Below are 12,019 nucleotides of genomic sequence, written 5' to 3' on the forward strand. Positions count from 1 at the left end.
GCCTATGACACAAAGCGAACCGGTCACCAGGAACCCCGAAAAAGGCTATGTAGCTCTTCTTGGCTGGAGTCTCAATGCGGTGGAAGCCCTCGACCGGTTCGACCGGCGATACGTCGTCGTGGCGCCGGAGTGGGCCGAGAAGTACTGCGTAGAGCACGACATCCCCTACGTGCCGTGGGACTTCGAACGGCTCAACGACCGTTCCTTGGAGATCGCCGAGACTCTTCAGAACAAGGGCGTCGACGTCGCGATCCCGCTGTTCGAGGAGACGGTGGAGTGGGCTGGGGCGATCAACTCCGTTCTGCTGGACAACCCGCGTCTGTACGGTCAGGCCATGCTGCTGCGGGACAAGGCGCTGATGAAGCGCCGCGCGCAACTCGGCGGCATCCGGGTCGGGATCTTCGAGGAAGCCCACGACCGGGACGACGTGATCCGCTTCCTCAAGCGCGTCAATCAGACCCTGCTCAAGCTCGACGGTGACCCGAACGACCCGATCCACCTCAAGGCGTTCGACAAGGCAGGATGCCTCGGGCACCGCGTCATCCGCACGCCGGACGAGGTCGACATGATTCCGGAGGAGGAGTTCCCGGTTCTCATGGAGTCCCACCTCGACGGCTGGGAGTTCGCGGTCGAGGCGTGGGTGCACAACGGGAAGATCAAGTTCCTCAACATCTCCGAGTACGTCACGCTGGGTTACTCGGTGTTCGTGCCGGCGACCCCGGAACTGGAGCGGTACCGCCCGCAGATCACGGCGCAGATCGAGAAGCTCATCAAGACGTTCGACATCGAGTTCGGCTTCGTGCACCCGGAGTACTTCGTCACCAGTGACGGCGAGATGTACTTCGGAGAGGTCGCCTACCGGCCGCCGGGCTTCAAGGTGTTCGAGCTGCTGGAGCGGGCGTACGGGTTCAACGCCTACCATGCGCTGGTGCTGGCCTTCGACCCGAAGACGACCGAGGAGGAGATCGACGCCTTCTTCCCGCGCGAGGTCGTCGACGCGTCCGGGGTCGCCGGCTGCTTCGGTGTCTACCCGCGGCGGCGCGTCGTGAGCGGCCTGGAGATCCCGCAGGAGACCGAGGACGACGACTACTACGAGTCGCACGACCTCTCGACACCGCTCGAGGAGACCGTCACCAAGAGGACCGCGTTCGGCACCCACTGGGGCCTGGTGTACTTCTTCGGTGAAGACCCCTACCGGATGCGCGACCTGTTGAAGAAGCAGGAAGAGCTCGACTTCTACGTCTGACGGGCCGACCCGTGGACGCAGGAGACCAACCCGAGGGAAACCCTTTGAAACCGACCGTCGACGACAATGGTGAGGCCACGACGCTGGACAAGCGCGTGACCTCACTCGACGACGCCATCCGGGCCATGGCCGAAACCCGCGACTTCGGCAAGCACACGAAGCTGCGGCGAGTCCTGGAAGCACTGCGGCGGGTGCTCATGCAGCCGGGCGGCGTCGTGGCGGTACAGGCCAGGGCGCAGGCCCTCGAGGAGGCCGGGCTGTTCCAGGGGACGGACTGGGCGTCACCGGAGATCCTCATCCCGTCGCTGGTCGGCCCGGGCCTGCACAGCGGAGACGCGGACACCGTCGTCATGGAGGCGACCAGCGAGCTGCGGATGCTCGCGGTCGCCCGCGGCGACTACGCGCACCCGACGCTGCCCGCCGAGGACGCCCGCCAGTTCCTGTCCCAGGTACTGGCAATGAACCTGGAGCTGCTGTTCACCCCGCCCAGCGAGGCGGAGCGAACCCAGCAGGGCCGGACCGCACAGCTCATCCGGGACCTGTTCCGCCACCTCGCCGACGAGATCGGTTACGACAGCCTCCTGGACGACCTGGTAGACGAGATCTGGCGGATCCTGCGCCAGCGTCCGATCCAGGTCGAGGCGGTGCAGTCGCTGATCACCCGGATCGCGATCTACCGCAACGATCCGGACGTCGCTCTGGGCGTGTCCTCAGGGCAGGGCGTCGACCGGCTCATCTCGAGCCTGTTCGGGACCACCGAGGCGTGCCGGGAGGACCCGGGCATCGACGTCTTCCGCTCCCGGCTGGAAGCGATGGACACCGTCGGCCTGCAGTACGAGGCGGCGGGGTTCGCGCGGGCGATGCACGACACCGGCCTGGTGTCGCCGTACCACGCGGAACTGCTGCGGTACCTCCTGCGCGAGAGCGACTACCTCATCGGGGAGGCGCTCGGGCTGTCCGACACCGGCCGGAACTGCCTGCTGCGCTACAGCGAACTGGTGCACCGGCTGATCGAGGTGGCCGTGCACCCGCAGACCGCGCAGAGCGTCTACGGGCTGGCGCTCCTGCTCGACCGCGGCATCCTCTACGAGCCGCCGGTGGTGCCCGCGCTGTGGCGCCAGCTGGGGCTCGAGCTCTCCCCAGCCGCGCGGGAGCGGCTGACGACGGTCTTCGGCGACGAGCCGGGGCCGCAGGCGCGGCTGGTCGCGGGCGTGCTCTCGATGCTGGGCCTGCCGCTCGGCGTCGGTCAGGGCGACAACCCCACCTGCCAGTCGGCCCGCGCGCTGTCGATGTGGGCCTACAACGACCCGGACTACCTGCTGCAAGTGGTGGTCTGGGCGGCGCGCGACGACGAGATCCTCATGCACTTCGAGGGACAGCCGATCTCGTCGAAGGACAGCGCGAGCGGAGTCGCGACCACGCTGCCGATGGACCTGGACCCCGTCTCGCTGCTCGTGGTGCCCCACCTGGACCGGATCTACGCCGAAATGGGGCGGCACTGCGCCGCACGGCCGGGGGACCCGCACCGGTGGATCAACCCCGAGTTCCACGGCTGGTGGACGGCTCGTGGGTTCCACATCAACGTCGACGTCGCGACCGGCAACCTGGTCGACCTCGACGAGTTCCTGCGGCAGTTCCACGCCGGCTACCACCCCACCTACAACGGCGAGCAGCCGCTGATCCATCCGCAGCCGGCCGGCGTCGCCGTCACCGACAGTGCGGCCCGCTACGTCGGCTGGCACGCGATCACGATCCTGCGGGTCGCGCCGGACCCACAGGACGTCATGCGGGTGTATTTCTTCAACCCGAACAACGACAGCGGCCAGGACTGGGGCGACGGCGTCGTCGTCTCCACCGCGGGCAACGGCGAACGGTTCGGCGAGGCCTCACTGCCGTTCGACCAGTTCGCCTCGCGGCTCTACATCTTCCACGCCGACCCGCTCGAGCACGGCGAACCGGAGCGAGTACCCGCCGAAGACGTCGCGCGGATCATCGGCTACATCGAACGCAGCTGGGGCAACGACCGGCTCCCCGCGGGAACGCTGCAGGCCCTTGAGGGGCCCACGAGCCTGTGAGGGGCCCACTAGCCTGTGAGCCCTGACAAAGCCGCGAGAAGGCGTACACCAAGACCGTAAAGCTGCGCTGCGGCGTGTGATGTGAGCACGGGAAGCCGGTTGGGGAGCTGTTATGCACTGTGGAATGACCGTGGGAGTGCACGGGACCCTCAACCGGCACTCCTGGCTCGAGAATGCCGACGCGGAGGAGTTCCGCGAGACGGTGATGGACCTCGCCCTGGTGCGTGCGGAGGCCTATGGCTGGCGCGCGCCCTACGGCTGGCGCACGCCGCAGGGAAAGAAGCTCTTTCCAGACCCGGAGCGCTGGCTGGAATGCGACAGGGGCGGTGACTGGACCGGCGGCGATGAGGTCCGCGAACTCGCCTGGATGCGGGCCGACATTCCCGAGGACGTCCGCCACCCGCGTCTGCCGGTGCTGCCGATGACCCGAATGCTGTCCGACGCCCTCGGGCGGGTGGGGGAAGTAGCGGTCATGGCGCTGTGCAGTTACCTTCCGCTCCAGATCACCGGCGAGGACGCGTCCGGTGACTTGGAGGACATGCGGGAGTGGTTCTCCCTGGCCTCCCCGTCCGCGCCCGTCGATGTCCACGTAACGGTCTCCGCAGCCCCCACCAAGGCATGGGACGCCCCGAAGGAGCCGGCGCGTGTGCTCACCGCTGTGCAGGAGCGCCTTGGCACGGCGGTCGAGGCACGTATGCCTTCGAGGAACGACGCGGCGAATCTTGTGCGCTGCGGGACGAGCGGCGAGCTGCTGCAGGGAACCCGGCCGATGGCACAGTTCTTGGTCCGCGCGCGGGAGTGGTCACCGGAAGTAGCAGCGTGGTTGACCGAAGCGACCGGCGACGCTCTGCGGACAACAGGCCACTCCACGCCTGCCGTGGTGACCGTCTCCCACGCGCCGTCACCGGCCACCGCCTGACTCCTCGCCGCCACGCGGAGCGGAAGGCTCAAACCTGGGCGGCCGCCCAAGCCCCAGCACGCGGCGCAACCCACCGAACGCCGGCCGGACGGGGCGATCGCCGCCGCCACCGCCCGGCTGGTCCTGCCCGCGGCGTGGCACCCACTTCCTTGCACAGGTCACTGCAGATGCGGACCCCACCGCCTCGCCGGTTCAGGGCTGCCGCCTGCGCGTCGACAAGGCCTGCTCCAGCCGGCGGCAACCGGGCCTGCCTCCGTGGCCGGGGTATCACGGCGACCATTGCCGACCCCGAGGACCAGCGGGCCCACCGCCGGCGCCGCGGCGCTGCCGGCGGCCGCTCGCCCGCCTTCGACCGGGCTCAGTACCGGCGACGCAACACCGTCGAGCGTTGCGTGAGCGAGTGGAAACTGTTCCGTGCGGTGGCCGCCCGCTTCGACAAGCGCGGCCACCTCTTCAACGTCACACTTGCCGTCGACGCGATCGTCTGACCCGCGACTACGAGACCCGGCCCGCCCGCTCCGAAGCCATGGTCCACCTGGCGCTGACCGACCTGATGGCCCGCGGCCTCACCGACGAGATCCCCGTTTGTGAGGATTACCGCCTGCGGCGATCGTCATGCACAGCCGCACACCGGTTGGGCGCGGTGAGCGACAGGGCGGAAGTCCCCGATCGCGGCGGATCGGGGACTTCAGTCATTTACGAGGCCGGCCGGTGGGATCGGAGCGGGCCCGTTGCCCCCCCGGGGGCGGTGTCTCGTCTACGCGGCCGGGGTGAGTTCGGCGCGGCCGAACAACAGCGCGTAGCCGGTGGGGAGTTGGTGGATGATGCGGGTGATGAGGTCGGGGCCGGCATGCGCTGCGACGGCCGCGAAGACGGAACCGGTGTCCCACCGGGTGGTGGCCAGGGAAGCGCCGGAGCGGGCGGCGAGGTCCTTGACGAAGGCCCATCCGGTCAGCGGCTGGGTGTCGGGTATCTGCGCGGTCAGGACGCGTGCGGCCTCCAGGGGCAGCCGGGCGGCCAGGTCGACGCGTTCGTCGCCGGTCAGCTGGCGTCCCAGCCCCGCCAGGACCAGGCGGACGGCCTCCTCGGCCCTCTCCCGGGTGGGGTAGGCGCCTTCGTAGCGGACCTTCTCCAGCATCTGCTCGTACGCCGTCCCGTACGGCTGCGAGTGCTCAGGCGGTACGCGCACGTCGGTGATCACTGCGGTGCATGCCTTTCGTGGAGCCAGGTGGGATGGTGCCGGTGTGTGGCACCGAGGTATGGGTCAGGTGGGCCGCGGGCGGCCGAAGAGCAGGTCGTAGCCGTCGGGGAGCTGGAGCAGGAGCTGCCCCAGCAGGTCGTCGCCGGCCGTGTCGGCGACGGTGGACAGTACGGCGCTGACGTCCCAGGTCGCGGTCTGCTCGGTGGCGCCCTCGATCCAGGCTGCGGTCGCCCGCACGAACCGCTCCGGCGACAGCGGTTCGGCGCTCTGGAGCGGGTTGAGGAGGATCAGGGCGAAGTCCTCCGGCAGGCGTGCTGCGAGCTGGGCGCGGACTTCGCCGACCAGGTGCGCGCCGAGCAGGGCGAGCACCACACGGGCCGCGCGCTCGGCTTCCTCCACAGTGCCGTACTCACCGTGTTCCTTCACACGGTCGAGGAACGCCTCGCGTCGCAGAGTCATCTCGACCACCACCCCTCGTTCTTCGGACTGCCCACGGGGGTGCGGAGGGCGGGATGAGGGGAGATCGGGTGCCCGTCCTCCGCACCCCTCCGGCCGGTGTCAGTCGGAGATCTCCTTGCGTCCGGATCCGACGCCGATGGAGATCTTGCGGGGCTTGGCGCGCTCGGCGATCGGGATGCGCAGGGTGAGCACGCCCGCGTCGTAGTCGGCCTGGATGTGCTCGGTGTCGAGGGTGTCGGCGAGCACGATCTGGCGGGAGAAGACGCCCAGCGGCCGCTCGGAGAGCTCGATCTGCACATCGTCGGCCTTCGCCACCGGCCGCCGCTCGGCCTTGACGGTGAGCATGTTCCGCTCGACGTCGATGTCGATCGCGTCCGCGGTGACGCCGGGGAGGTCGAAGGCGACCACGTATTCGTCGCCCTCGCGGTAGGCGTCCATCGCCATCGCCGACGGCTTCGACCAGGTACCCGGGCCCATCAGCGTCTGTGCCAGCCGGTCCAGCTCACGGAAGGGGTCAGTGCGCATCAACATCGTGAAAACACCTCCAGCAGGTTCAGGCAGTTACTGCCAATGCGCCTCACTGGCACTGTTGTAGCATGTCATCCAATGGATGACAAACATGATGTCGTCAGTCTGATGACAACCCGAGGGAGGTGTCCGTGACCCCGGCCGACCAGCCGTCCTCACCCAGTACCGACGCCCACAGCCCGGCGTCGTTCCTTGCCGCCGCGGCGGCTCTTGATGCCATCGACGACGCCCTGCGCGAAGCCCAGCACAAGACCCCGAACGCCCCCGCCCCCGGTCCCGAACAGGCCCTGGCCTCCTTGTCGCTGCTGCGGCAGGTACGCGAGCAGCTCGCCGGATGGGAGACCGGTCTGATCGAAACAGCCCGCGACGCGGGCGCCAGCTGGGCCGATCTCGCCCGCCCGCTCGGCGTCGCCAGCCGCCAGGCCGCCGAACGCCGCTACCTGCGCGGCCGCCCCGGCCCGGCCGGGACCACCGGCGAGCAGCGTGTCCAGGCCACCCGACAAGCCCGCGCCGCCGACCGCACCACCGCCGCTTGGGCCCGCCGCAACGCGGCCGACCTGCGACGTCTCGCCGGCCAGATCACCGCACTCACCGACCTTCCCCCCGCCGCCCGCCGCCCGATCAGCGAGCTCCACGCGGCCCTCGCCCACGACGATCCCGCCGACCTCATCGCCCCGCTGACCGCTGCCCGCCCGCACCTGGCCGCCGCTCACCCCGACCTCACCGCCCGGCTCGACACCCTCACACCTCCCTGACCCCGCCAGGCGCACCCCAACAGCAACCCGGTCCTCGTCCGCCCCCGGGCAAACGAGGGGAGATTTGGCGACCAACGCGGCCGGCCTGCGGGCCCACCTGGCATGCTCCCTCACCAAGCAGTGCCTGGACGGGGGCGCAGCTGGTGGTCAAGGTGTCGAGGCACCGGTTCGTGCCAGGCTGCGGACCGGCCCTGGCTTTTCAGGCGGCTCTACCGAAGCCGGCCGCGGCCGGGTCCTAAGGTCACAGGCGACCCGTTCGAGTGCCGGGCCGACCCGCTGCGCCGGCCCTCCGGGCCCCCGCGGTCAGCGCCGCCCACCCAGGATGATCTTCCAGACGCGGGTTGCCACTTGTAGATTGAGCCGGATCTCCACATCCGCCAGGTCGCGGTCGCTGATCTCACGAATGCGCTGCAGCCGGTAGCGCAGAGTGCTGCGGTGGACCGTCAGTGCGGCGGCCGCATCGTCGTAGTTGCCTCCGCAGTCGAAGTAGCGCGAGAGCGTTTCCACCAACTCCGTATCGTGCCGTGCGTCGTAGTCGATCAGCCGGCCGAGCCACTCGCGCACGAAACCCTCGAGCTCCCGGAGATCGTTTCCGGGCCCCAGGATCCGGTACAGCCCAAGGTCGTCGAAGAACGTCGTCCCGCTGCACTGGCGGGAGTTCTGCCGCACCTCCAAGGCCCGCAGTGCCTCCTGATAGCAGCGGGGAATGCCGTCCGGGGAGTCGCAGCGGGTGCTCACCCCGATCGCTCCGTCGGGCGTCCCCAGCTCATGGGCCAGCGCCGCGTGCACGGCATAGTCGGGCTTCGCCTGGGTCAGCAGGACCACCCGGCCGCCGCGACGGGTGATCAGCGGACGGGCCACCGTGGTGGCCGTCGCTTGCTCGACGGCGCGGGTGAAGGAGTCGTCCTCGGCGTTGCCCAGCCAGTGCACCACGACCACGTAGTGGGTACGTCGCAGATCGTGGCCGACGGCATCGGCTCGGGCGTAGGCGCTCGTCTCGTCAGTGCCTTCCAGGAGGTCGTCGATCAGCTGGCGGCGCAGCCGCAGTTCGACCTCGGCGAGTTCGCGCAGATGCATGAGCTCGTGGGCGAGCGACTGCTGGGCGTGCTCCAAGGCGAACATTATGTGCTCGTCGGCCGTCGCCTCGGGGTCCTCGAGGGCGAGTAGGCCGAGGAGTTCGCCGCGCGGCCGGACCAGGGCGATCAGCCGGCCTCTGACCCGGACCGGGCCCGCCTCGCGCGTGACCTGCCGCAGTATTTCTCCCTGGCGGGTCGAGGACCGCACCGGATAGGGGTCGGGCCGGTCGGGACCTGCCCAGGACCTCAGGTTGCCGAACCGGTCCTCGATGAGCGCCGACAGCCCGGTGAGCTCGTACAGTGCTTGGGTGATGGCGTCCTCGCCGCCGCCCCGGGCAGTGACACGGGCGAGGGCCTCGTGCACGGTGTTCTGTCGGTGCAGCTTGGCGCGCAGTGTGTCCAACTTCCGTAGTGCTGTGGCCCGTTCGGTGCGGAGTCGGCTCAGTTCGACGGCGTTGTCGTGCTGTTCGGGGCGCGAGGCCGCCAGTGACATGGCCGCCGAGGTGAACCCCATGAGGGTCGAGAGCAGGAAGTGTCCCTGCTCATCGGGCTCGGAGTGGGAGGAGACCACGATGTAGCCCAGCAGACCGCCGGCCCCGCGCAGGCCGAACGCCCAGTTCCAGGACCGCGCTGGAAGGAATACTGGGCCGTCGGCCTTGCCCAACTCCTTCATCCGCGCACCGTCGGCGGTCGGCGCTCCCCTGTCGTGGTCAGGAACGCGAGAAAAATCGTCGCCCGTCGCGAGGTATCCGGCCTCGGCGCGGTAGGGACCAAGGGCGCTGATGTGTCGCATGGCCAGCCGCACGATCCCACTTTGCTCCGCGCAGGTGAACAGGGTGTGGGACAGCTCCAGCAGCCCGTACGGGTCCAGCGCCGCGAGCGGACGGGGGGCGTGCCGTCCGGTGTCCGCAGTGTTGCTCGGGTGGCGGGTCACTTTCTGGTCGAAGGCGTCGGCGGACAGCCTCCGCGACGGATGGGAGGCCATAGATCACTCCGTTCTCCTCCGGTCATCGGAGGCGATCGAGCGAGCCGGGGGATCCACGCCTGGACGAGCCCTGAGTACCCAGCCTAGGCGAGATCACCCGATGTGTCCGAATGTGAGCTTTGCTCTCGCGGGCCGACAGACTGCGTGGATTTCTGACCTGCCGGGTGCAGGTGGAGCGCACTGCTCACTGCCACGCTGGGCTTGTCAGGGGTCGTCGGGCGCACCGGTGGCCGTGGCAGGAAGGGCTGGCTGATGAACGAGAAGGCCCGCAGGACCATTGCCTCGTACACGACCTACCAGGAGGCGGAACGCGCCGTCGATCACCTTTCCGATCAGGGGTTTCCCGTCGAGAGGGTGGGCATTATCGGGCAGGACGTGCGCCTGGTCGAGCAGGTGACCGGCCGTATGGGTTATGCCGAGGCCGCGCTGCACGGCGCGGCGAGCGGAGCCCTGCCCGGCGCGCTGATCGGGTGGATCTTCGGGCTGCTGAACTGGCTGAACCCGGTCGTGTCGGGACTGCTCCTCGCCTTGTACGGGCTGGTTTTCGGAGCACTCGTCGGCGCGCTGCTCGGCCTACTGGTGCACGCGGCCCAGCGTGGCCGCCGGGACTTCGCCTCGGTGAGCTTCATGCAGCCCAGCCGGTACGACGTCGTGGCCGACGACGCGGTCGCCGAAGAAGCGGCGCGGCTGCTGGCCGAGCTGCCCGGCGGGACCGGCACCGGCACAAGCAGCGGGGCCGGGAAGAGCAGCCGCCCGCAGAGCGGCCCCGCCATCACCTGAGCGCGTGCGGAAGACCGGGCGCCACCCCGAGGACGAGCGGGGGCCGCCCGTCGCGAAAAGGAGTTCCTCATGGCCAAGGCAGTAGGCATCGACCTGGGCACCACGAACTCGGTGATCGCCGTCTGGGAGGGCGGCGAGCCGACGGTCGTGCCCAACAACGAGGGCAACCGTACGACACCGTCTGTGGTGGCCTTCACCGACACGGGTGAGCGCCTGGTGGGCCAGCTGGCCCGCCGCCAGTCCATTCTCAACCCCAAGGGCACCATCTACTCGGCCAAGCGGTTCATCGGCCGGCACTTCGACGAGATCTCCGAAGAGGCCAAGGCCGTCGCGTACGACGTGGTCGAGGGGGAGGGCGGGGAGGCCCGCTTCAAGGTGGGCGACAAGTTCTACGCGCCCGAGGAGATCAGCGCGCAGGTGCTGCGCAAGCTCGCCGACGACGCCTCCAAGCAGCTGGGAGAGCGGGTCACGGAGGCGGTCATCACGGTGCCCGCCTACTTCAACGACGCCCAGCGCACCGCCACCAAGGACGCCGGACGGATCGCGGGCCTGGAAGTGCTGCGGATCATCAACGAGCCGACCGCGGCCGCCCTCGCCTACGGCATGGACAAGAAGGAGCACGAGACGGTGCTCGTCTTCGACCTGGGCGGTGGCACCTTCGACGTCAGCATCCTCGACGTCGGCGACGGTGTGGTGGAGGTACGGTCCACGGCGGGCGACAGTCATCTGGGCGGCGACGACTTCGATCGCCGGCTGGTCGACCATCTCGCCGACGGCTTTCAGAAGGACAACGGCATCGACCTGCGCCAGGACCCACAGGCGCTGCAACGACTGTTCGAGGCGGCTGAGAAGGCCAAGACCGAGCTCAGCTCGGTGACCCAGACGCAGGTCAGCCTGCCGTTCATCACGGCCGATGCCTCCGGGCCCAAGCATCTGACCACGACGATCATGCGGTCCACGTTCGAGCAGATCACCGGCGACCTGGTGGAGCGCTGCCTCGGTCCGGTGCGGCAGGCCATGGACGACGCCAAGGTCAGTGACAACGACATCGACGAGGTCATCCTCGTCGGCGGCTCCACCCGCATCCCCGCCGTCCAGGCCCTGGTGCGGAGGCTGACCGGCGGCAAGGAACCCAACATGAGCGTCAACCCCGACGAGGTCGTGGCCATGGGCGCCGCGATCCAGGCCGGGGTCCTCAAGGGCGAGGTCAAGGATGTCCTGCTGCTCGATGTCACCCCGCTGTCGCTGGGCGTGGAGACACGCGGCGGCGTGATGACGAAGATCATCGAGCGGAACACCACCATCCCCGTGCGCCGCTCCGAGACCTTCTCCACCGCCGAGGACAACCAGCCCGCCGTCGACGTCGTCGTCCTGCAGGGCGAGCGGGAGAGGGCCGCCGACAACCGGGTCCTGGGCCGCTTCCAGCTCACCGACATCCGCCCCGCGCCGCGCGGTGAGCCGCAGATCGAAGTCACCTTCGACATCGACGCCAACGGCATCCTCAATGTCACCGCGCGGGACAAGGACACCGGCAAGGAACAGGGCATCACCATCAGCGAGAGCTCCAACCTCGACCGCAGCGAGGTCGAGCGGATGGTCCAGGAGGCCGAACGCAACCAGGGCGAGGACCAGGCCCTGCGCGAGGCGGTCGACGCCCGCAACGAACTGGACGCCATGGCCTACCAGGTCGAAAAGCGCCTCGGCGAGCTCGGCGACGCCGCGCCCGCACACGAGAAGGCCCGCGCCGAGATGCTGATAACCGAGGCCCGCGAGGCCGTCAAGAACGAGGCCGGGACGGACAAGGTTCGGCCGCTGACGTCCGAACTCCAGCAGATCTTCGCGGGACTCGCGGCTCACCAGGCGGAAGCGGGCGCGGGCGGTGCGGCGGGTACCGGCTCGCCGGACGGATCCGGTCCCGGCGGGGCCGCGCCGGGCGGCGCCGAGGGCGACGACGATGTGATCGACGCCGACTTCGACAAGGGCTGAGGTGCGTGC

At 69.3% G+C, this 12,019-nt stretch carries 10 protein-coding genes and 2 pseudogenes; 8 read left to right on the forward strand and 4 right to left on the reverse strand.

What is annotated here, in order from left to right:
- Positions 1–79: 79 nt before the first annotated feature.
- The 5 genes and pseudogenes from ABZ840_RS30220 to ABZ840_RS30240 all read left to right on the forward strand — a co-directional run.
- Positions 80–1,246 (forward strand): carboxylate--amine ligase, encoded by a 1,167-nt coding sequence (locus ABZ840_RS30220; RefSeq protein ID WP_361564709.1) that lies wholly within the window; start codon positions 80–82, stop codon positions 1,244–1,246.
- Between the two features lie 44 nt (positions 1,247–1,290).
- The gene (locus ABZ840_RS30225) at positions 1,291–3,321 is read left to right on the forward strand and encodes a hypothetical protein (RefSeq protein ID WP_361564712.1); all 2,031 of its coding nucleotides are present in this window, start codon (positions 1,291–1,293) and stop codon (positions 3,319–3,321) included.
- 124 nt (positions 3,322–3,445) lie between these two features.
- Complete coding sequence (locus tag ABZ840_RS30230) at positions 3,446–4,240, forward strand: hypothetical protein (RefSeq protein ID WP_361564715.1); 795 nt, start codon at positions 3,446–3,448, stop codon at positions 4,238–4,240.
- Between the two features lie 251 nt (positions 4,241–4,491).
- A pseudogene (locus tag ABZ840_RS30235) lies at positions 4,492–4,680 on the forward strand (IS5/IS1182 family transposase); the annotation flags it as partial.
- Between the two features lie 41 nt (positions 4,681–4,721).
- Positions 4,722–4,817: pseudogene (locus tag ABZ840_RS30240) on the forward strand (IS5/IS1182 family transposase); the annotation flags it as partial.
- Positions 4,818–4,997: 180 nt separating this feature from the next.
- Here ABZ840_RS30240 and ABZ840_RS30245 read toward each other — a convergent pair.
- The 3 genes from ABZ840_RS30245 to ABZ840_RS30255 all read right to left on the reverse strand — a co-directional run bounded on the left by ABZ840_RS30245 (position 4,998) and on the right by ABZ840_RS30255 (position 6,431).
- Positions 4,998–5,441, reverse strand: coding sequence for a DUF2267 domain-containing protein (locus tag ABZ840_RS30245; RefSeq protein ID WP_361564718.1), 444 nt, complete (start codon positions 5,439–5,441; stop codon positions 4,998–5,000).
- A gap of 63 nt (positions 5,442–5,504) precedes the next feature.
- On the reverse strand, positions 5,505–5,900 hold the full coding sequence (locus ABZ840_RS30250) for a DUF2267 domain-containing protein (protein ID WP_361564721.1): 396 nt from the start codon (positions 5,898–5,900) through the stop codon (positions 5,505–5,507).
- Positions 5,901–5,999: 99 nt separating this feature from the next.
- Positions 6,000–6,431, reverse strand: a complete 432-nt coding sequence (locus tag ABZ840_RS30255) for an Hsp20/alpha crystallin family protein (RefSeq protein ID WP_361564724.1) — start codon at positions 6,429–6,431, stop codon at positions 6,000–6,002.
- A 128-nt stretch (positions 6,432–6,559) separates the two neighbouring features.
- On the opposite strand from ABZ840_RS30255, the gene ABZ840_RS30260 reads away from it, so the two are divergent.
- On the forward strand, positions 6,560–7,183 hold the full coding sequence (locus ABZ840_RS30260; RefSeq protein WP_361564727.1) for a type III effector protein: 624 nt from the start codon (positions 6,560–6,562) through the stop codon (positions 7,181–7,183).
- A 303-nt stretch (positions 7,184–7,486) separates the two neighbouring features.
- On the opposite strand, the gene ABZ840_RS30265 is transcribed toward ABZ840_RS30260, so the two are convergent.
- Positions 7,487–9,244: a helix-turn-helix domain-containing protein gene (locus ABZ840_RS30265; RefSeq protein ID WP_361564730.1), complete on the reverse strand. Its 1,758-nt coding sequence runs from the start codon at positions 9,242–9,244 to the stop codon at positions 7,487–7,489.
- 252 nt (positions 9,245–9,496) lie between these two features.
- On the opposite strand from ABZ840_RS30265, the gene ABZ840_RS30270 reads away from it, so the two are divergent.
- Positions 9,497–10,024: a general stress protein gene (locus tag ABZ840_RS30270; protein WP_361564733.1), complete on the forward strand. Its 528-nt coding sequence runs from the start codon at positions 9,497–9,499 to the stop codon at positions 10,022–10,024.
- 69 nt (positions 10,025–10,093) lie between these two features.
- Complete coding sequence (gene dnaK / locus ABZ840_RS30275; protein WP_361564736.1) at positions 10,094–12,010, forward strand: molecular chaperone DnaK; 1,917 nt, start codon at positions 10,094–10,096, stop codon at positions 12,008–12,010.
- Positions 12,011–12,019: the final 9 nt, after the last annotated feature.

Origin of the sequence: Streptomyces sp. NPDC047117, assembly GCF_040643545.1 — a bacterium.
GTDB lineage: Bacteria > Actinomycetota > Actinomycetes > Streptomycetales > Streptomycetaceae > Streptomyces.

Excerpts from the sequence above, each read along its gene's own strand:
- dnaK (WP_361564736.1), top strand. The coding sequence starts at position 10,094 with ATGGCCAAGGCAGTAGGCATCGACCTGGGCACCACGAACTCGGTGATC.
- ABZ840_RS30250 (WP_361564721.1), bottom strand. The coding sequence starts at position 5,900 with ATGACTCTGCGACGCGAGGCGTTCCTCGACCGTGTGAAGGAACACGGT.
- ABZ840_RS30230 (WP_361564715.1), top strand. The coding sequence starts at position 3,446 with ATGACCGTGGGAGTGCACGGGACCCTCAACCGGCACTCCTGGCTCGAG.
- ABZ840_RS30265 (WP_361564730.1), bottom strand. The coding sequence starts at position 9,244 with ATGGCCTCCCATCCGTCGCGGAGGCTGTCCGCCGACGCCTTCGACCAG.
- ABZ840_RS30270 (WP_361564733.1), top strand. The coding sequence starts at position 9,497 with ATGAACGAGAAGGCCCGCAGGACCATTGCCTCGTACACGACCTACCAG.
- ABZ840_RS30255 (WP_361564724.1), bottom strand. The coding sequence starts at position 6,431 with ATGTTGATGCGCACTGACCCCTTCCGTGAGCTGGACCGGCTGGCACAG.